The 19,034-nt window shown below is 42.0% G+C and carries 23 protein-coding genes and 1 pseudogene; 19 read left to right on the top strand and 5 right to left on the bottom strand.

Annotated features, from left to right (window positions below):
• Positions 1–172 precede the first annotated feature (172 nt).
• The 4 genes from udk (at position 173) to mtnN (ending at position 3,098) form a co-directional block, all read left to right on the top strand.
• A complete protein-coding gene (udk, locus tag CSV60_RS13245) occupies positions 173–808 on the top strand; it encodes a uridine kinase (protein ID WP_199175294.1) in 636 nt (211 codons plus the stop codon).
• A gap of 218 nt (positions 809–1,026) precedes the next feature.
• A complete protein-coding gene (greA, locus tag CSV60_RS13240; RefSeq protein ID WP_099631631.1) occupies positions 1,027–1,503 on the top strand; it encodes a transcription elongation factor GreA in 477 nt (158 codons plus the stop codon).
• Positions 1,504–1,601: 98 nt separating this feature from the next.
• The gene (locus tag CSV60_RS13235) at positions 1,602–2,333 is read left to right on the top strand and encodes a DUF1510 family protein (RefSeq protein WP_158233183.1); all 732 of its coding nucleotides are present in this window, start codon (positions 1,602–1,604) and stop codon (positions 2,331–2,333) included.
• Positions 2,334–2,405: 72 nt separating this feature from the next.
• Positions 2,406–3,098 (top strand): 5'-methylthioadenosine/S-adenosylhomocysteine nucleosidase, encoded by a 693-nt coding sequence (gene mtnN / locus CSV60_RS13230; RefSeq protein ID WP_099637332.1) that lies wholly within the window; start codon positions 2,406–2,408, stop codon positions 3,096–3,098.
• A 220-nt stretch (positions 3,099–3,318) separates the two neighbouring features.
• On the opposite strand, the gene sigK is transcribed toward mtnN, so the two are convergent.
• Positions 3,319–4,017, bottom strand: coding sequence for an RNA polymerase sporulation sigma factor SigK (gene sigK / locus CSV60_RS13225; protein ID WP_085133471.1), 699 nt, complete (start codon positions 4,015–4,017; stop codon positions 3,319–3,321).
• A gap of 155 nt (positions 4,018–4,172) precedes the next feature.
• Here sigK and CSV60_RS13220 point away from each other — a divergent pair, with 155 nt between their 5' ends.
• The 11 genes from CSV60_RS13220 to CSV60_RS13170 all read left to right on the top strand — a co-directional run bounded on the left by CSV60_RS13220 (position 4,173) and on the right by CSV60_RS13170 (position 12,801).
• Positions 4,173–4,688, top strand: a complete 516-nt coding sequence (locus CSV60_RS13220) for a YqeG family HAD IIIA-type phosphatase (RefSeq protein WP_099637331.1) — start codon at positions 4,173–4,175, stop codon at positions 4,686–4,688.
• Positions 4,689–4,690: 2 nt separating this feature from the next.
• Positions 4,691–5,791 carry a ribosome biogenesis GTPase YqeH gene (gene yqeH, locus CSV60_RS13215; protein WP_199175293.1) on the top strand — a complete coding sequence of 367 codons (1,101 nt, stop codon included), beginning with the start codon at positions 4,691–4,693 and terminating at the stop codon, positions 5,789–5,791.
• Positions 5,792–5,812: 21 nt separating this feature from the next.
• Entirely contained in the window at positions 5,813–6,634 is an 822-nt protein-coding gene (gene aroE, locus CSV60_RS13210; RefSeq protein ID WP_099637329.1) for a shikimate dehydrogenase, read from the top strand.
• 2 nt (positions 6,635–6,636) lie between these two features.
• Positions 6,637–6,927: a ribosome assembly RNA-binding protein YhbY gene (gene yhbY / locus CSV60_RS13205; RefSeq protein ID WP_099631637.1), complete on the top strand. Its 291-nt coding sequence runs from the start codon at positions 6,637–6,639 to the stop codon at positions 6,925–6,927.
• A gap of 10 nt (positions 6,928–6,937) precedes the next feature.
• Positions 6,938–7,522 carry a nicotinate-nucleotide adenylyltransferase gene (locus CSV60_RS13200; RefSeq protein ID WP_099637328.1) on the top strand — a complete coding sequence of 195 codons (585 nt, stop codon included), beginning with the start codon at positions 6,938–6,940 and terminating at the stop codon, positions 7,520–7,522.
• The gene (gene yqeK / locus CSV60_RS13195; RefSeq protein WP_099631639.1) at positions 7,497–8,069 is read left to right on the top strand and encodes a bis(5'-nucleosyl)-tetraphosphatase (symmetrical) YqeK; all 573 of its coding nucleotides are present in this window, start codon (positions 7,497–7,499) and stop codon (positions 8,067–8,069) included. The genes CSV60_RS13200 and yqeK overlap by 26 nt, the downstream gene beginning before the upstream one ends.
• Positions 8,070–8,072: 3 nt before the next feature.
• Complete coding sequence (gene rsfS, locus CSV60_RS13190; RefSeq protein WP_099637327.1) at positions 8,073–8,417, top strand: ribosome silencing factor; 345 nt, start codon at positions 8,073–8,075, stop codon at positions 8,415–8,417.
• Positions 8,414–9,154 (top strand): class I SAM-dependent DNA methyltransferase, encoded by a 741-nt coding sequence (locus CSV60_RS13185; RefSeq protein ID WP_099637326.1) that lies wholly within the window; start codon positions 8,414–8,416, stop codon positions 9,152–9,154. Before rsfS ends, CSV60_RS13185 begins: the two co-directional genes overlap by 4 nt.
• A 68-nt stretch (positions 9,155–9,222) precedes the next feature.
• Positions 9,223–9,882: a helix-hairpin-helix domain-containing protein gene (locus tag CSV60_RS13180; protein WP_233189627.1), complete on the top strand. Its 660-nt coding sequence runs from the start codon at positions 9,223–9,225 to the stop codon at positions 9,880–9,882.
• A 13-nt stretch (positions 9,883–9,895) separates the two neighbouring features.
• On the top strand, positions 9,896–10,459 hold the full coding sequence (locus CSV60_RS13175; protein WP_099637325.1) for a ComE operon protein 2: 564 nt from the start codon (positions 9,896–9,898) through the stop codon (positions 10,457–10,459).
• Between the two features lie 17 nt (positions 10,460–10,476).
• Complete coding sequence (locus tag CSV60_RS13170; protein ID WP_099637324.1) at positions 10,477–12,801, top strand: DNA internalization-related competence protein ComEC/Rec2; 2,325 nt, start codon at positions 10,477–10,479, stop codon at positions 12,799–12,801.
• On the opposite strand, the pseudogene CSV60_RS13165 reads toward CSV60_RS13170, so the two are convergent.
• The 3 genes and pseudogenes from CSV60_RS13165 to CSV60_RS15890 all read right to left on the bottom strand — a co-directional run.
• Positions 12,733–12,879: pseudogene (locus CSV60_RS13165) on the bottom strand (IS5/IS1182 family transposase); the annotation flags it as partial. The gene CSV60_RS13170 and the pseudogene CSV60_RS13165 sit on opposite strands and share 69 nt — an antisense overlap.
• Positions 12,880–13,139: 260 nt before the next feature.
• Positions 13,140–13,274, bottom strand: a complete 135-nt coding sequence (locus tag CSV60_RS13160; RefSeq protein ID WP_029054667.1) for a YqzM family protein — start codon at positions 13,272–13,274, stop codon at positions 13,140–13,142.
• Between the two features lie 174 nt (positions 13,275–13,448).
• Positions 13,449–13,613, bottom strand: a complete 165-nt coding sequence (locus CSV60_RS15890; protein ID WP_158232002.1) for a hypothetical protein — start codon at positions 13,611–13,613, stop codon at positions 13,449–13,451.
• A 102-nt stretch (positions 13,614–13,715) separates the two neighbouring features.
• Here CSV60_RS15890 and holA point away from each other — a divergent pair, with 102 nt between their 5' ends.
• Positions 13,716–14,723, top strand: coding sequence for a DNA polymerase III subunit delta (gene holA / locus CSV60_RS13155; RefSeq protein WP_099637323.1), 1,008 nt, complete (start codon positions 13,716–13,718; stop codon positions 14,721–14,723).
• A 50-nt stretch (positions 14,724–14,773) separates the two neighbouring features.
• Here holA and rpsT read toward each other — a convergent pair whose 3' ends face one another.
• Positions 14,774–15,025, bottom strand: a complete 252-nt coding sequence (gene rpsT, locus CSV60_RS13150) for a 30S ribosomal protein S20 (RefSeq protein ID WP_099631645.1) — start codon at positions 15,023–15,025, stop codon at positions 14,774–14,776.
• 194 nt (positions 15,026–15,219) lie between these two features.
• Between rpsT and gpr the strand changes: the two genes are divergently transcribed.
• From gpr to lepA, 3 genes are all read left to right on the top strand, one after another.
• Positions 15,220–16,257 carry a GPR endopeptidase gene (gene gpr / locus CSV60_RS13145; protein WP_099637322.1) on the top strand — a complete coding sequence of 346 codons (1,038 nt, stop codon included), beginning with the start codon at positions 15,220–15,222 and terminating at the stop codon, positions 16,255–16,257.
• A 53-nt stretch (positions 16,258–16,310) separates the two neighbouring features.
• The gene (gene spoIIP, locus CSV60_RS13140; RefSeq protein WP_233189626.1) at positions 16,311–17,111 is read left to right on the top strand and encodes a stage II sporulation protein P; all 801 of its coding nucleotides are present in this window, start codon (positions 16,311–16,313) and stop codon (positions 17,109–17,111) included.
• 83 nt (positions 17,112–17,194) lie between these two features.
• Positions 17,195–19,018: a translation elongation factor 4 gene (gene lepA / locus CSV60_RS13135; protein WP_099637321.1), complete on the top strand. Its 1,824-nt coding sequence runs from the start codon at positions 17,195–17,197 to the stop codon at positions 19,016–19,018.
• Positions 19,019–19,034 lie beyond the last annotated feature (16 nt).

The raw sequence follows: 19,034 nt of genomic DNA, 5'->3' as shown, positions 1-19,034 counted from the left end.
CGATTGTGCATTTCTGTTCAAAAGATAATATTCTCTTTCTGCCCTTTTTTATGAATTCCAAAATGAACCCCTCCCGTGACAGTATGTTCCTACAACTATAACATCTTCTGTGTCCATTTTAAGGGGGGCGACTAAAAAGTAGTAAACAGTAGGCCACAAAAGGGGAATCATTGTGAAGAAAAAACCTGTCGTGATAGGTATTACCGGTGGCTCTGGCTCCGGTAAGACAAGTGTCACAAAGAAGATACATGAAGTATTCCAAGGTCATTCAGTCGTCGTCATTGAACAAGACGATTATTATAAAGACCAATCACATCTAGTATTTGAAGAAAGATTAACAACAAATTATGATCATCCATTAGCATTCGATACCGACCTTCTGATCCAACATATTCATCAGCTGATTAACAGACAGGCAATCGAAAAGCCCACGTATGATTACACATTGCATACACGTTCTACTGAAAAAGTAACTGTGGATTCACAAGATGTCATCATTCTTGAAGGAATCTTAGTGTTGGAAGATGAACGATTGCGAGATCTCATGGATATCAAGCTGTTTGTTGATACGGATTCTGATATTCGCATTATTCGTCGTATTTTACGGGATATTCATGACCGTGGACGTACAGTAGATTCAGTCGTCGAGCAATACGTAAAGGTTGTGCGTCCGATGCATAATCAGTTTATTGAACCGACAAAAAAGTATGCTGATATAATTATTCCGGAAGGCGGCGAAAACGCGGTCGCAATCGATTTGATGGTAACGAAGATAAAAACAATTCTTGCTTCTGTTGACGAAGTATAATATGATGATGACATAATTTTAAATTAATTCAGCATCCGCGAGAGTTTCTATAGAAAAACTAGGATGCATGCAAGGCTAGCAAGAGTTTGTTTCATCTAGATCAGAATACGAAACAGAAAAAAAGTATAGTCAAAACTAAAATAGTTCCGCTATGTCACATAATTGAAGTTAGTGTGACATAGTATTTTTATGAACAGACATTTAAGGAGTGTTATTACATGGTTTCAGAAAAGAAATTTCCAATGACGGCCGCAGGTAAAGCGAAGTTAGAAGAAGAACTAGAGCATTTGAAAACAGTTAAACGTGTGGAAGTAGTAGAACGCATCAAAATTGCACGGAGCTACGGTGATTTATCGGAAAACTCCGAGTACGATTCAGCGAAAGAAGATCAAGCATTTGTCGAAGGGAAAATTTCTTCTATTGAAGGAATGATTCGTAATGCGGTCATTATTACTGAAGATGAATTGAATACAGATGAAGTCCAATTAGGTAAAACAGTTACATTTAAAGAAATTCCTGATGGTGAAAAAGAGACCTATACGATTGTTGGTTCAGCTGAAGCTAATCCACTAGAAGGTTTGATCTCAAACGACTCGCCAATTGCGAAAGCGTTAATTGGTCGAAAAAAAGATGACAAAGTAAAGATCCAGACTCCCGGCGGTGAAATGTCAGTAGAAATACTTGAGATAAAATGATACACGTACCGTCTTCTGGCTAACAGAAGACGGTATTGCTAATTTTTATTCCCACCGCGGTATACGTTTTTCATTTCATAGTGAAGGAGATGTCTGAAATGGCGGATCAAGATCCAAAATATTCGAGAACGTCAAGAAAACAAGGCAATAAAGCGAGCAAAGTGAATAAAGCATTGAATATTTCAATTGGTGTAGTAGTTTTCCTCATTGCGGTCGTTGCCATAATTTTCATCAACGGTAATGACGATCAACAAGAAATGGCGATTGATGAGCCCAAGCAATCCACACAGTCCGAAACAGCTCCAATTGAACCTATCGTTTTAGACGATGAGGACGAGTTGGACAAGCCTGAAGCAAAAGAGCCGAATGAGGCAGAGGAGCCAGAAGCTCAGACCCAAGAAGAAGAAAACGAAGTGATAAATGAAGTGGTTGAAGAACCGGAAGCGCCAGTAGTTGAAGCGCCTAAAGTAGAAGAACCGAAAAAGGTAGAACCTAAAAAGGAAAAACCGAAGAGAGAAACTTCATCGGATTCGGGCAAGAAAGTTGTTGTGAATCCTGACTGGAAACCTATTGGAACAAAACAAACAGGCGAGCACGTCTCGAAATACGATGGTCAGTCCGATGACTGGTTTGAGAAAAAGAAAGCCATAGCCTATGCAACCGGCATGTCTGAAGATCAAATGTATTTTGAGCGTATTCAAAATGGTGGTAGTCCTCAAAAATCAGAAGGTATTGTAAGAAGCAAGGACAATTCCAAAAAATACAAAGTATATCTTGAATGGGTTGATGGGCAAGGTTGGAAACCTGTGAGAATGGAAATATTGAAGTAAGTTTATCGAACTATCAATGTGCTGCCTTCCGTGCAGCACATTCTAGTAAGTAGAAAAGAGGAGAGGACATAAATGAAAATAGCAATCGTTGGTGCGATGGAGGAAGAAGTTAAAATCCTACGCAGAGAAATTGGACTTGGAAAAATCACGGCTATTGGAAACTGTGAGTTTATTGAAGGGAAAGTAGGCAAGCATCAAGTGATTGTGACGAAGAGTGGTATCGGAAAAGTAAACGCTGCCATGGCAACCGCAATCCTTTTGCAAAACTTTAAACCTGACATAGTGTTGAATACAGGTTCTGCGGGTGGAACTAATCCTGAACTTGAAGTAGGAACGATTGTAATATCTGATTATGTCCTACATCATGATGTCGATGTAACTGCATTCGGCTATGAGCTTGGCCAAGTACCTCAACTTCCTGCAAGCTTTCCTTCAGATCCTAAACTAATCGAATTTGCTAGAGAAGCTGTTATTGAGTTAGATACATATGAACATGCTGTGGGAACCATCGCTTCAGCTGATACTTTCATGGCCGACGCTGAAAAAGTTCTACAAGTTAAAAATAGATTTCCACGCGTAATTGCTGTAGAGATGGAAGCAGCTGCTGTTGCGCAAGTATGTTATCAGTTTAACACGCCATGTGTTGTCATCCGCGCACTTTCTGATATTGCCGGAAAAGAATCAACAGTTAGTTTCGATGAATTTTTACCGCTAGCTGCCAAACACTCTTCACAGATTGTTTTGCGTGTCATCTCGAAACTTTGATCGTTCTATGATAAAATGTCTAAGTAAACAGACTAGCAGTTCATTTGGTTGATAGGAGGGATATTCAATGGGATTCTTAATGGGTGGAGTGTTTATTGTCACAGCATTATTAGCAGCAGTTATTTTACGCGAGGTTAAAGCTGACTGAGAAAAGAAACAAAGCGTTTCCGTTGTGCGGGGGCTGTGGGCCTCTGTTGCACAATCGGAAACGCTTTTTGTATTATTGATACTCATGTTTGAATGATTGATATAATTTGACGATTGCCCGTTTCTCGATACGTGAAACATAGCTCCTGGAAATATTCAGTTGCTCGGCAATTTCTTTTTGTGTCATCGGCTGATCATCCAGCAAGCCATAGCGTCTTTGAATGATTTCCAACTCGCGTGAGTCTAGTTTATCCAAATGACGGTAGAGTCGCTCTTTTTGTTCGTTTTGTTCTACGGTTGTTTGTGGAGGTATGTCGTTTGTTTGAAGGAGGTCCGCAATTTCCAGGGATTGGCCATCTTTATCCATGCCGATTGGTTCGTAGAGGGAAACATCTTTTTGCACCTTTTTCTGTGTTCGTAAATACATAAGAATTTCATTTTCTATACAGCGAGCAGCGTACGTTGCGAGCTTGGTTTTTCGATCTGGTGTAAAGCTGTTGACAGCTTTCATCAGACCGATCGCTCCTATGGAAATATAATCATCAAGAAGTTCATGCTTCGGCTGGAACTTCTTGACGATATGGGCGACCAAACGCATATTGTGTTCAATAAGTTCATTACGTGCACTTTCATCACCTTCAGCTAATCGTCTCAGGCACTCTGCTTCTTCTTTCTTGGACAATGGACGAAGGAAAGCTTGCCCTCTGATATAACCGATTAGCGCGGGGATCTCTAACCATAATTGCATGACGGCCAGGAAAAACCCGCTCATGTGACCACCTCCGATTATTAGTAGTTTACTCTATGCAAACGACGGAAGGTCTATCACTGACAAGAAATGCGATAAAATCAGACATAGTTGTGCGTGCATGCCGCACAACTATGTTATAATCAGACAAGAATTTGTTGTAGGGCGGAGAGGATAATGTGTTAAATCATTTTTTACCGAGTGCTTATGTAAAATCCGTTTTGTTGATTAAACCGGAAGACCTTCTTGAAAAAGGTTTTAAAGGGATCATTACAGATTTAGATAACACACTCGTTGAATGGGATCGTGCGGATGCTACGCAAGATATTATGGCGTGGTTCAAGTCCATGCGCGATGCCGGCTTGCAAATTACAGTTGTTTCCAATAACCATATTGAACGCGTCAGTCACTTTTGTGATCCCTTAGGCATTCCGTATATTTGCGAAGCGCGTAAGCCGATGAAAAAATCATTTCATCAGGCACTTGCTACATTGGGCTTGCCCAAAAAAGAAGTCGTCATGATTGGCGATCAATTGTTAACGGATATCTTGGGTGCAAATCGAGTGGGACTGCAGTCGATATTAGTTGTCCCTGTCGCAAGTTCCGATGCGACGATTACGAAGTTCAACCGTGCGATTGAACGACGGATTATGGCAAGGTTTAAAAGAAAAGGATTACTTACGTGGGAGGACTAAATTTGGAATTGATTAAGTGTATTGGATGCGGTATTACGATCCAAACGACGGATAAAACAATGGAAGGCTATGCGCCACCGGCTTCATTGGAAAAAGAAGATGTCATATGCCAACGTTGTTTTAAATTACGAAACTATAACGAATTACAGCCAGTATCCTTATCAGGAGACGACTTTTTAGCGATTTTAAACGGAATCGGTGAAAAACAGGGCTTGATCGTGAAAGTGGTGGATATTTTTGATTTCAACGGTAGTTGGATCAATGGATTACACCGCTTTGTAGGTAAGAAAGATATTTTATTAATTGGCAACAAGGCAGATATCCTACCGAAAGCGATCAATCCGCAACGAGTGAAAAATTGGATGAAGACAGAAGCTGCAAAGTTAGGTCTCAGACCAATTGACGTATTGCTTGTGTCCGCTGTAAAAGGCAACGGCATGAGTGAAGCACTTGACGCGATTGAGAACTATCGTAAGGGTAAGGACGTTTATGTAGTTGGCTGTACGAATGTAGGCAAATCTACTTTTATTAACCGGATCATCAAAGATGCGACAGGCATGGACGATGTAATTACGACGTCTTATTTCCCAGGAACCACTCTGGATGTAGTGGAAATTCCCTTGGATGACGGAAAAATGCTGATGGATACACCGGGTATTATCAATGATCATCAAATGGCCCATCACTTGGATCCTCATGATTTGAAGTTGATTACACCGAAGAAAGAACTCAAACCGAAAGTCTATCAGTTGAATGCTGAACAAACATTATTCATTGGCGGACTTGCACGTTTTGACTTCATTCAAGGTGGTCGATCTTCTTTCAACATTTATGCAGCAAACAGTTTGCCAATTCACCGGACGAAGTTGGAAAATGCTGATGAATTGTACAAAAACCATCTCGGTGACATGCTATCTCCACCAGGACCTGCATCACTTGAGAAGTTGCCGTCACTTGTACGTCATGAATTTTCGATTAAGGAAGCGAAGACGGACATAGTGATTTCAGGCCTTGGCTGGATTACGATTCAGCACGCTGATGTAAAAGTGGCTGTACACGCACCAAAAGGTGTGAATGTTGTAATCAGACCTTCATTGATTTAAGAGGGACAGGAGGAAGACCAGATGAAAAAATGGTATGCGGTTATAGGCGATCCAATCGCGCAATCGATGTCACCGGTCATGCATGATCAGTGGTTTAAAGAAAACGCCTTGGACGCAACGTATATACCGATTCATGCAACAGCGGGAAGCCTAGAGCAAACGATAAACAGCTTGCGTTCACTTGGATGCAGTGGCTTCAATGTGACAGTACCCCATAAGCAGGCGATTCTCCCTTTCCTTGACGAAGTGGACGAATCGGCAATGGTCATGAATGCGGTCAACACAGTATATCAAACAGATGATGGTAAACTAATTGGTGCCAATACGGACGGAGCGGGGTTCGTGAAGTCGCTAGAAGAGTTTTCAGATTCGGTAAAAGGCCCGGCATTACTTATTGGAGCTGGCGGCGCGGCTAGAGGTATCGCCTTTGCGTTGCAATCAGCTGGCTACGGACCTCTTTATTTCACGAATCGTACCGCTTTACGAGCTGCGGAACTAGCGGCAGATATGAAGGATGGTCATGCGCTTTCCATAGAAGACGCCAGAGATCGTCTCGGCGAGTTTGGACTTGTAGTGCAAACGACATCCGTCGGTATGAACTTTGCACAAGAAGGACTACCGCTCGATCCGAAGAATGTTGCAAACGGTGCAATAGTAGCGGACATCATTTACAATCCGCTTGAAACAGAATTTTTACGACAAGCAAAACAAGCAGGTGCGAAGACGATGAACGGTATAGGAATGTTCGTTCATCAAGGCGCTCTTGCTTTTGAAAAGTGGACAGGCGTCTATCCTGACACGAAAAAGATGAACGATATGATTACAATGAAAGTTGGCGGGTAAACATGTTAACAGGTAAACAAAAAAGATTTTTACGTAGCGAAGCACATCATTTGGACGCATTATTCCAAATTGGAAAAAGTGGTTTGACTGACGCAATCCTCTTGCAAATCGACGAAGCACTCGAAGCACGTGAATTACTAAAAGTGAGTGTCCTTCAAAATTGCGAGGAAGATAAAAAGGAAATTGCCGAAAAGATTGGCGCGTACAAAGGTATCCACGTAGTCCAAATCATCGGTAACACCATTGTTTTATACAGAGAATCGACAGAGAAGAAGCGCATACAATTACCGTAAGGAGAATCAGATGAAACAAATCGGCATTTTGGGCGGAACTTTCAATCCGCCACACACTGGACATTTATTAATTGCCAATGAAGTGCGCTATGCACTACAGTTAGATGAAGTATGGTTGATGCCTACTGCAGTCCCGCCTCATAAGATTGCGACAGGTGATGCGTCAGCTGAACAGCGCTTGCAAATGGTGAAACTGGCGGTAGATGAAGTGGAAGGCTTGCGTGCGTCATCATTTGAAATTGAGCGCGGTGGAGTATCTTTTACGTATGATACGATGTCGCAGTTAATACAAGATGAAACAAATGTTCATTTTCATTTCATTATTGGCGGAGATATGATTGATCAGTTACCGACATGGTACCGAATTGAGGATTTACTCGAAATGGTTACGTTTATCGGTGTAAAACGTCCAGGTGCTGATAATACTTCTGCAATCCCGGTACAATTAGTAGAAACACCACAACTTGATTTGTCATCCACATTGATCCGCCAACGTTTTGTAGAAGGTGGAACCGTGCAACTTTTGATTCCCCCGGCTGTCGAAGCTTACATTCGAGAGGAGAGATTATATGGATCTTCAACAAGTTCGAAATGACTTAGAACAACGCTTACCTAAAGCGCGGTATGAACACGTACTGCGAGTCACGGAAACCGCAATGAAATTAGCTGAAGAAGTGGGTGTATCAGTAGAAAAGGCTGAAATTGCTGGCCTATTTCATGATTATGCCAAATTTATGGATAAAGATGAATTACTCGAATTACTGAAACGAGATGAAGAGTATGAACTCTATGCGCAATATCACTCCGAATTATGGCATGCGCCGGTTGGAGCTATGCTTGCGAAAGAGCGTTATGGTGTAGAAGACCAAGATATCTTGCAGGCTATTCGTTTTCATACGACGGGACGTGCAGAAATGAGTGAGCTTGAGAAAGTGATCTATATCGCTGATTTAATCGAACCAGGAAGAAAGTTTCCGGGTATCGAAGAGCTACGCCAACGTATAGACGGAGAACCGCTGGAAGATCAAATGACAGAATGCATCCAGCATACATTTAAATTTTTAGTTCAGCGATACGCAGTCATTTTTCCACATTCATTTGATTGCTATAATGAACAGGTACGTAGAAGAAAGGAACAGTGAAATATGTCAACATTATTGGAATTAGCTTATGAAGCAGTAGATAGTAAGAAAGCAGAAGACATCGTAGTATTAAACATGGAGGGCATTTCACTAATTGCTGATCAATTCATCATTTGTCATGCTAACTCTGAAAGACAAGTACAAGCCATCGCGCGCGAAGTAGCGGATGCGGCTTCAAAAGAAGGTTACACAGTGAAACGTTTGGAAGGATTCGATGCGGGTCGTTGGATTCTAGTCGATCTTCTCGATGTAGTCGTGCATGTATTCCATAGAGATGAACGCGGATTCTATAACTTGGAAAAGCTATGGGGAGACGCACAGCTACTAAACGTTGAGGATGAAGTATGAGTTCTTCCTATTCAGCGTTCGCATCAATTTATGACGAACTAATGAATGATATCCCGTATGACGCCTATGTCGAGTTACTCGATTTGGCGTCTGCTGGCGTTTTCGGGAAAAAAGTATTGGATATAGGGTGCGGAACGGGTGTACTTTCTGCGAAACTTGCAAAAAAAGGGGCATACGTAACGGGTATTGATCTCTCTGCTGAAATGCTCGAGGTTGCTTCACATCGTGCGCAGTCACTATCACTAGATGTTCAGTTTATCGAACAACCTATGCAGCGACTAGAGGTGGAAGATACATTTGATGCTGCCATCATCTCAATTGATTCATTGAATTATGTCATCCAGCAGCAAGATGTCGTGGAAACATTTCGCCGAATTTATGGTGCGCTTGCTACAGGTGGCGTGTTACTGTTTGACGTACATTCATTATACAAAATGGATGAGATTTTCCTTGAAGGACCGTTTGTCTATGATAATCGACGTATTGCATATATTTGGCAAACTACCCCGGGAGAAGAGAATCACTCGATTTATTCTGAACTGGCGTTTTTCGTAAAACAAGAAGATGATTCCTATCAGCGTTTTGACGAAGTACATATGCAACGAACGTTCGCAGTGCCGGAATACGTTCGAATGCTTGAAGAAGTTGGATTTCGTATTGAACGGGTTTTTGCGGATTGGGAAGATGAAGCACCTGAAGAGGAGAGCGAAAGAATATTCTTCCAAGTTCGAAAATAGGACTACCATAGTATTTCGGAATCAGGTATAGTTAATAAGACTCCATACGGTGCTGAAAGAAAGGATGGTTGCTTATCCGTTCATTCCTTACCGAAAAATGGCGTACATTGATCATTCCTATTGCAGCATTCGCTGTACTTTCCACTGTTTTGTTCTTTCCCCGAGAACAGCCGGATCAACTTTCCGAAGAACATGGACAACCCCTATTTGAACCAATCGAATCTATGGAAACTACTGTGCAAAATAAAGAACTGGAAGCGCCTATTGAATTAGTCGCGGAAGCTGTCTCTGTTGCGATTCTGGTAGATGTTAAAGGTGCTGTAAAACATCCCGGACTTTATTCGATGCAAGACGGTGACCGATTACTTGATGCGGTCGATAAAGCAGGAGGCTACACAGAGGCCGCTGACACTAGGTTGTTGAATCACGCCCAAAGATTGCAGGATGAATCTGTCATCTATGTGCCAATCGCGGGAGAAGAGCCACCTGTATACGAGCAACCGGCGTCATCTTCCTCAACGGACAGTTCCACAGCAAAAGTAAATATCAATACCGCAAATGAAAGCGATTTTCAGACGCTTCCTGGCATTGGCCCAGCCAAAGCTATGGCGATTGTCCAATACCGGGAAGAACATGGACCTTTTTCGCAATTGGACGGAATAAAAAGCGTTTCAGGTATTGGTGACAAGACATTTGAAAAATTAGAACCACTTATTATTCTTAATTGATGGAGGCAACCGTATGGAGCGAATTACTTGGGATCAGTTTTTCATGGCGCAAAGTCATTTGCTGGCGATGCGCAGCACGTGCACGCGACTCTCGGTAGGATCCATTTTAGTACGCGATCAACGCATTATTGCTGGCGGCTACAATGGCTCGATATCGGGCGGAGATCACTGTATTGAACACGGCTGTTACGTCGTAGATAATCATTGTGTTCGAACGATACACTCGGAAATGAATGCATTACTACAATGTGCTAAATATGGTATACCGGTTGCAAAGGCGACCATTTATGTCACTCACTTCCCGTGTTTACAGTGTAGTAAAGCATTGATTCAAGCGGGTATTGAACGCGTTAAATATGCCGCAGATTATCGAAACAGTGAGTATGCACTTGAGCTATTTGCGCAAGCGGGTGTGGAGATTGAAAAAGTGCCGTTTGACGAGCGTTCTATTGACTTCGCGAGTGAAGAGAAATTTTCATTATTCAACGAAATGTTGACGAAAATGCAGGAACTTGGCGCTGAACCTGAAGAACTGGATACCCTTTTGCAAAGGGTGAATCATTTATTTGGCAATTAATCCGATCGATACGATGGATGTATATAGCGATTCCTGTTGCGATATCTGCGTTTGCAGCTGAGCTTTCAGGATCGCTTTTATTTTTGAATGTAGTATTCCTCATACCGTTCTACTTTTTACGCAAAGATTATCTACAACTTCTTCTTTGCTCACTTATTGCAAGTCTCTCCTTTTTCTATTTCTCAAGTCAATTTACATCACTTCCTAAGGACTCAGTCGTGACCTTTCATTGGAAAGATCAAGTGAAAATCGATGGCGCTAAAGTGAAAGGTTTCGCTACTCTGACTGATGGCACGGTCGTCTATATGATGTATTCATTCGCTTCCGAACTACAAAAGAGTCAATTTCAGTCTGCGCGATTAGCAACATATCAGTTCACGGCTGAAGTGGAGCCGAAAGAACTGGAACCAGCGGCCCATGACTATTCATTCGATATGGCACGCTATTTACGAATGAATGGCGCGGCGGGAATTCTAGAAGCCACCCGGATCACGTCGAGCGTACCCCTCACAACACTGCGTTCGCGACTCTCTCACTATCGTTCTGCGATCAAACAACATATTCATGATCAATTTCCACCTTCACTTGTTACAGAAGCTGAAGCATTATTGATTGGTGACCGTTCGGGAATGGATCGTATCTTGCAAAAAGAGTATCAGACGCTTGGTATTACGCATCTCTTTGCGATATCGGGGTTGCATGTCGGCCTATTGACGTTTTTCATTCGCGCGATTTTGTTGCGTATCGGTTTTCGCAAAGAGTGGGTGACTTACGGATTACTCATGTTCTTACCAATCTACGCATGTATTGCGGGCGGAGCGCCGTCTGTCTGGCGTGCATCAACGGTGACAATGATTGTATTGCTTGCTGTTTCAGGCAATTTTAAATTGCGCCTGGACGATGCTCTTGCTTTGAGTGCGTTACTTTTTATCGTCATGCAACCTTATATCGTCTTTCAACCGGGATTTCAGCTCTCGTATTTAGCTGCGTGTTCTTTATTGTATTCGTCAGCTATTCTTAGCCAAGCGAAAAATGGAATGGTCGTTTCGTTTTTTGTTACGGTCATTACGCAAGTCGCGCTTTATCCTATTTTGCTGTATCACTTCTACGAGTTATCGATATCTTCTTTTATTGCGAATTTGTTCTATGTTCCGTTGTATTCCATATGTATTTTGCCAGCTAATTTACTGTTGCTGATCTGCACGTTTGTCGCACCACCACTGGCAACACTCCTTTTTATAATCTATGAGCCTGTGAGGCAGTGCATTGGTAGTATGACAACTTGGTTTGCTTCCTTCCCCTACCAAATGTGGACGCCCGGACAACCGGATAGAGTGGGCTCAGCGCTTGCCGTTCTGGGTATTCTCATTTTCCTAGTCTGTCTGGAAAGAAAGAAGTTCGTCATGGTCGGCGTTATTTGCTTATTACTCCCAGCGCTCTACTTGGAAATTAAGCCGATACTTCACCGTGATGCGGTCATTTCCTATGTTGACGTCGGGCAAGGGGACAGTACGATAATCGAAATGCCCTATCGGAAAGCAGTGTATATGATAGATACAGGTGGAGTGGTTCGTTTTGGCGAAACGGATTGGAAGACACCCGAGCAGCCTTTTGAAATTGGACGAAATATCGTTGTGCCGTACTTAAAAGCGAAAGGGATCACGAAAATCGACCGGCTGATCATATCCCATGCTGATCTAGATCATATGGAAGGTGCCGATGAAGTATTGGAAGAGTTAAAAGTAAAGGTAATTCATTTGCCGCCTGGGAGTGAACAGGAGAATGTGATGGATGAAGTGTTGAGATTGGCAAAAAAACAGAACATTCCAGTGCAATTAGTTAGGGATGGGGTTAATTGGAAAGAGGAAGGCTATCAATTCCAATATGTAGCACCTGAAGAGCGAATATATGACGGTAATGATAGTTCACTAGTACTTGTAATGAAGCAAAAAGATCTTCATTTCATCTTTCCAGGAGATCTAGAAAAAGAGGGGGAGCAGCGGTTTTTGCAACGATATAGTTTTGCTGATTTTCAACGTGTCGTATTGAAAGCCGGCCATCATGGAAGCAAGACGTCGAGCACAGAGTCATTTATCAACTTTCTTCAACCTGAGTTTATTATTGTATCGGCAGGGAGAAATAGTCGCTATGGACATCCACATGAAGAAGTAATCGACCGCTTCCGTGAACATGGTATTCCTTTTTGGTCAACAGCTGAGCAGGGAACTATTGAAGTGCGTGTGAAAGACGGAGTGTATTCCGCCACTTCGAGTAGAATACAAATTCTCGACGAGGGGATAGATAAAAGAAAAGTAGATCACCGCGTCCAGTTTCCGTACTAGATGTTCTTGTGGCACCAACTACTTGATAGTGAGCAACTCCAACTGTTCGCGTTCATTATTCTGATTTTTCGTCATCATATCTATCCCCTCAATAAGTGTTTAACAGGAATCCAGTTGATTGGAGCGGAGGATGGCGACTCCTGCGGGAACAGCACGAGCTGAAGACCCTGGACTGAGCGTAGCGAGGGAAGCGGCTGAGGCCGTGCCCGCGGAAAGCGTCCATCCGCAGCGGAAATCAACTTTTCCATGCGTTTACTTTATTGTAAAGGAAAAAAGACTGTAGACAAATAGACACATCCACCAATTTAGTGGATGTGTCTATTTTATACAACAGTTGATTAGAGAGCGACGATATCGATGATCGTAGCAACAACAAAAATTGCAGAAAAACCGATAAACGCTACTATAAAGCCGATGCCGCTGTCAATCGCATCATTACGTTTGGATTGGACATCATGTTCAAATTCATTCATTGCTACACCTCCTAATTCCATACTAAGTATAGATGAAAGTGAAAGAAAAATCCATTAAAATCGCAGTTTTTAGGAGTTGCAACGAACGTTGACACAAATTGTTCATAGAGTAACTACGTTATAAGTTACAAGAGCGGAGTTGCTTATAGCAAATTCCGCTCTGTCTTTTTGGAATCAATAATATTTATCCTTTTCTGCTGTCTCCCGATGGTTCGGAGTCATCGGTTCCTGTTTCGGCGCTAAATGTTCGAGCTCTGTTAACTCTAGGGATATTTCTTCTTTTACTACAGGCTTCGAATGTTTTCGGGAATTTACTTGTGGACGGTCAGACTTTTTCATCAAAAAACCTCCTTTACATGCTAGTATGGAGAAATGATTCATTTTCATGTATAGTTATCACAGGTTTTTAATAGCAAGCAATCGGTAATTGAGGTGAAGAAAGTGGTTACAAAAATTTGGAGTCAAATTGAAAAAGGCGATGTGCAGCCAGTTTATCTTCTGACAGGCACCGAGCAACACTTACTGGACGAAACAATTAAGAGATTAATTAAAGCAGTGCCTGGTATGACATCATCTGACGTGAATCGTTTTGATTTAGAGGAGATTCCAGTCCAGGCTGTACTCGAAGTGGCGGATGAATTTCCGTTTTTAGTAGACTATAAATTGATCGTCGCAAAAAACTGTTCATTCTTAAAAGCGACGGATCATTCGAAGGAAAAGCAAAATCATCAACTTGAACTGTTGGAAAAGTGGCTAGAAAATCCATCTCCTACGGCTACAGTAGTGTTTGTCGCACCTTATGAAAAGCTTGATGCACGAAAGAAAATCACGAAAAAAATAAAGAAACATGCTGTTGTCGTAGAAGCGGTTGCGTTACAAGGGCAAGATGTATCTACGTGGATTATGCAGCAAGGTAAAGATAAAGGTATTGAATTCGATAAAAGAACAGCTGAATTTCTTATGGAGATGTCTGGAACCGACTTACTGACATTGTCAACTGAAATCGATAAGCTAGCTGGTTACTTAGCGTTTAAGGGCACCGTGGATATCAATACAATTGAGCAACTAGTAACTAGGACACCTGAGATGGACGTATTTCGCCTAACGGATTTATTTGTCAATAATAAACGGGCAGAATCCATCGCTGTCTATCATGACTTAATACGTAATGGGGAAGAGCCGATCATGCTGGCGTCACTCGTTGCGAGTCAAGTGCGTTTAATGATTCATGTGTCAAATTTACGGAAAAAAGGTTATCAACAACAACAAATCGCTACAACGCTTCGGATCCATCCATATCGTGTTAAATTGATGATGCAACGAAAGCTACCCTCTTTGGAAGTGTTGCTTAAAGCATTGGATAATTTGGCGACTATTGATCTGCAACTTAAAACGACGAGTGGTAATCGTCAGCGTAAATTGGAATTATTTTTAATGAATGGACTATAGGAACGCAAAAAAAGACTGCCGTCACGAGGAGGCAGTCTTTTAACATATCATTATTGAGCTTTTTTAGTTAGACGTGATTTTTGACGAGCGGCAGTGTTTCTTGGGATAAGACCTTTACGGGCAGCAGTATCCAATTGTTTCACAGCATCTCTCAAAAGTTCTTCAGCGTTCTCTTCTTTATTAGTAAGAGCCGCATCCGCTTTACGGATTGCAGTACGCATAGAAGCTTTTACGTGAGAGTTTTGCTCGTTAGCAGCAGCACTTTGCTTCACGCGTTTAATAGCACCTTTAATGTTTGGCATTTCATTCACCTCCAGCTTTCAGGTATAGCAAGAGTGTTTCCACAATCATCCGGATATCTCTTTACAACAAGCATAATTTTATCAAAGCTACCGACAGATTGCAAGAAAAAAAGTAAAGTGATTCAACTTTACAGTAATCTATTCGAGAATAAACACCGGTAAATTGCACAAACTTGTTAGTAGAGGTGAAGAAAATGAGCGAAATCAATTTTTACCGTACGGATTTAATTGATGAAAGTGATGAGTTTGTCAGACATCAGACCGAGCAAGAAGAAAAGAAATTGAAGGAAATGTCCGGAATACATGTCGAAGAACAAACAATCGGTCGAATTAAAGCGACCACTGTAAAAGTGACAGCGGAAGGGGAAGAAGAAATCGGAAAAGCGAAAGGTACATATATCACGCTGACGATTCCGACACTTGCTGTTCACGAAATCGAGGAGCTTCAAGTATTATGTAAACTTGTGGTAGAGAAAATGGACACATTGATTCAAGAAAAGTTACCGGGCGGCGTAAAAAAAGTGTTGTGTGTTGGTCTTGGCAACCGAGAAATTACGCCAGACGCTGTGGGACCCGCTGTTATGGATTATGTGAAGGAAGTTATTCCAGATTATTACGAAGCAGATGAGAGTGGTGTCATGGTGTATGCGCCGGGTGTAACCATTCAGACTGGTTTGGAAACTGCTTCTTTTGTTAAAGCGATTGTAGATCAAAGTAAGCCGGATCTATTGCTTGTCGTTGATGCGCTTGCTGCAAGGAGTAGCGCAAGGCTTTGCCGCACGGTTCAGCTGACGGATACCGGTATTCATCCGGGCTCAGGTGTAGGTAATAGCCGCAAAGAGTTATCGGAAAAAAGTCTCGGCATCCCTGTGATTGCCATAGGTGTACCGACAGTGGTGGATGGACCTGTACTAGTGGCGGATGCTATTGACACGATGTTCGGCTATATCGCAGCGAAAATAGAAGAAGATGGCATGCCTTCGTCAAAACTTTCAACAGGTCGGTTCCCCCAACGTTCAACAAAAGATGCGGATCGCACAGCGCTTGGCCCCATATTTGGTGATTGGTCATCGTGGACGCATGAAGAACGAATTCAATTATTTGAAGAAGTGCTGACAAATCAGGAATTGGCGACATTTATTTCACCAAAAGAAATTGATTCATGGGTCGCAAATTACGCTATTGCATTATCTTCTTCATTAATTACCTGGATTCACAAAGTAAATGAATGAACTAGTCATTGACCTTTTTTCTTCCGCATAGTGTGGAAGATGGAGGGATTACTATGAAAAAAACTTTGCAAATCTGGATGAGCGTTATTTTTGTATTGTTCATCTTTCCTGTCGTCTTGCAGTACATTCCCAAACAGCCAACCATTTCCACTGCCCTCTCGTTAAAGGAACCGAGCACAATTGTCTATGCATCCAATGTATTGGAGGAAGATATTCGACCGAAGATAGAAGGGAATGTGTTGATTTATTCGACCCACTCACATGAAGCGTATGAACCTATTACGCAAGCAGCGAACGGAAAAGTGGCGGTATCCCATCATTCGGAGAATATTTTAAAAGTGGGCGAGCGGCTAAAAGAAAATTTAATTTCACATGGCCTAGCAGCAGAACAGCTCGATATCGATATTGTGAAAATCATGCAACAAAAGAAGATACCGTATCACCGTTCGTATGCTGCGATTAGACCCTATGTGGAAAAGAAGGTTAACGAGCAATCTTATGATTTAGTCATCGATATGCACAGAGATTCGCTCGGCCCTTCAAAAACGACGATCACACATGCCGGTCAACGCTATGCAAAAGTGGCATTTGTCATTGGAAGAGACCATCCGTATTACGAACGGAACTTGGCCAAAGCGAAGCAATTGAAAAATGAGATGGAAAAATTAGTGCCTGGCATTACGCGGGAAATCATTATTAAAGGTGGCCGTGGAGTAGATGGTAAATACAATCAAGATCTAAATACCAGCATTATATTAATCGAAATGGGCGGTGTGGGTAATACGGAAATGGAGCTCAATCAAACGATCTCTGTCGTTGGTGAATCTATTTCCGCTATGATGATTGTGCAATAATCTTTCAAATATTGAAGTCTGAACCGTTCACTGCTATAATTCAAGTAGCTTAAATAGGTACGTACATGTAGGAGTGAACAGTGATGAATCAAGAGCAGAGAGCAACACGTCAAAAAAACATTCGAAATTTTTCTATCATTGCCCATATCGACCACGGGAAATCAACGCTGGCGGATCGGATACTAGAAAAAACAGAAATAGTGAAAACACGTAACATGAAGGCCCAATCATTGGATTCGATGGATCTAGAACGTGAGCGCGGTATCACCATTAAATTGAATGCCGTTCAGTTAGTCTATACAGCAAAGAATGGTGAAGACTATACGTTCCACTTGATCGATACACCAGGACACGTCGACTTCACATATGAAGTTTCAAGAAGTTTAGCTGCTTGTGAAGGCGCTATTCTTGTAGTAGATTCTGCGCAAGGCATCGAAGCGCAAACATTGGCGAACGTTTATCTAGCGCTAGACAATGATTTGGAAATATTACCTGTTATTAATAAAATCGACCTACCGGCGGCTGATCCAGACCGTGTGAAAAAAGAAATTGAAGATGTGATTGGATTAGACGCATCCGAAGCAGTATTAGCTTCCGCGAAAGCCGGAATTGGGATTGATGAAATCCTGGAACAGATCGTAGAAAAAGTTCCAGCACCACAAGGAGATCCGGATGCGCCACTAAAAGCGTTGATCTTTGACTCTCACTATGATCAATATAAAGGTGTTATCGTCAATATTCGTATCGTAGAAGGAAAAGTAAAGCCTGGCGATATGATTCGCATGATGGCAACGGGTAAAGAATTTGAAGTACTGGAACTAGGTGTCTTCACTCCAGGTATTTCTCCACGTGATGAATTGACTGTAGGAGATGTAGGATTCTTATCTGCCTCCATTAAAACAGTAGGCGATACACAAGTAGGGGATACGATTACACTTGTCAATGATCCTGCCGAGGAAGCATTGCCAGGTTACCGTCGTATGAATCCGATGGTGTTCTGCGGACTGTATCCAATCGATACATCCAAATACAACGATTTGCGTGAAGCGCTTGAAAAGCTCGAACTAAATGACTCTGCACTTGAATATGAGCCAGAGACATCACAAGCGCTAGGCTTCGGTTATCGTTGTGGTTTCCTAGGACTGTTACACATGGAGATCATTCAGGAGCGAATCGAACGTGAATTCAAGATCGATTTGATCACGACAGCACCTAGCGTTATTTATAAAGTAAACTTAACGGACGGGTCGACGATGAACGTCGATAACCCATCGATGATGCCTAGTGCACAAAAAGTAGACTTTGTCGAAGAACCATATGTTAAAGCTTCGATTATGGTACCAAATGATTACGTAGGGTCTGTTATGGAGCTCTGTCAGCGTAAACGTGGAGATTTCTTGACGATGGATTATATGGACGCATCCCGTGTCAATATTATCTATGAACTGCCATTAGCTGAGATCGTTTATGACTTCTTTGACCAATTAAAGTCTAGTACAAAAGGGTACGCATCACTGGATTATGAATTGATTGGCTATAAACGATCGAAACTCGTTAAAATGGATATTTTGTTAAATGGTGAAACTGTCGATGCGTTAAGCTTTATCGTGCACAGTGACTTTAGCTACGAACGTGGGAAGGCGATTGTTGAGAAACTGAAGTCGTTAATTCCAAGGCAACAGTTCGAAGTGCCTGTCCAAGCGGCAATCGGGCAGAAAATCGTTGCACGTTCAACCATTAAATCTATGGGTAAAAACGTCTTAGCAAAATGTTACGGTGGAGATATTTCTCGTAAACGTAAATTGCTTGAGAAACAAAAAGAAGGTAAGAAAAAGATGAAGCAAGTTGGCTCTGTGGAAGTTCCACAAGAAGCGTTCATGGCTGTTCTTAAGATGGATGAAGAATAATTGAATTCAGCGAAAA

The sequence above is a fragment of the Sporosarcina sp. P7 genome, assembly GCF_002743425.1.
GTDB lineage: Bacteria > Bacillota > Bacilli > Bacillales_A > Planococcaceae > Sporosarcina.
Note: the sequence above shows the minus strand (reverse complement) of the source record. Positions and strands in the feature narration are given on the sequence as shown.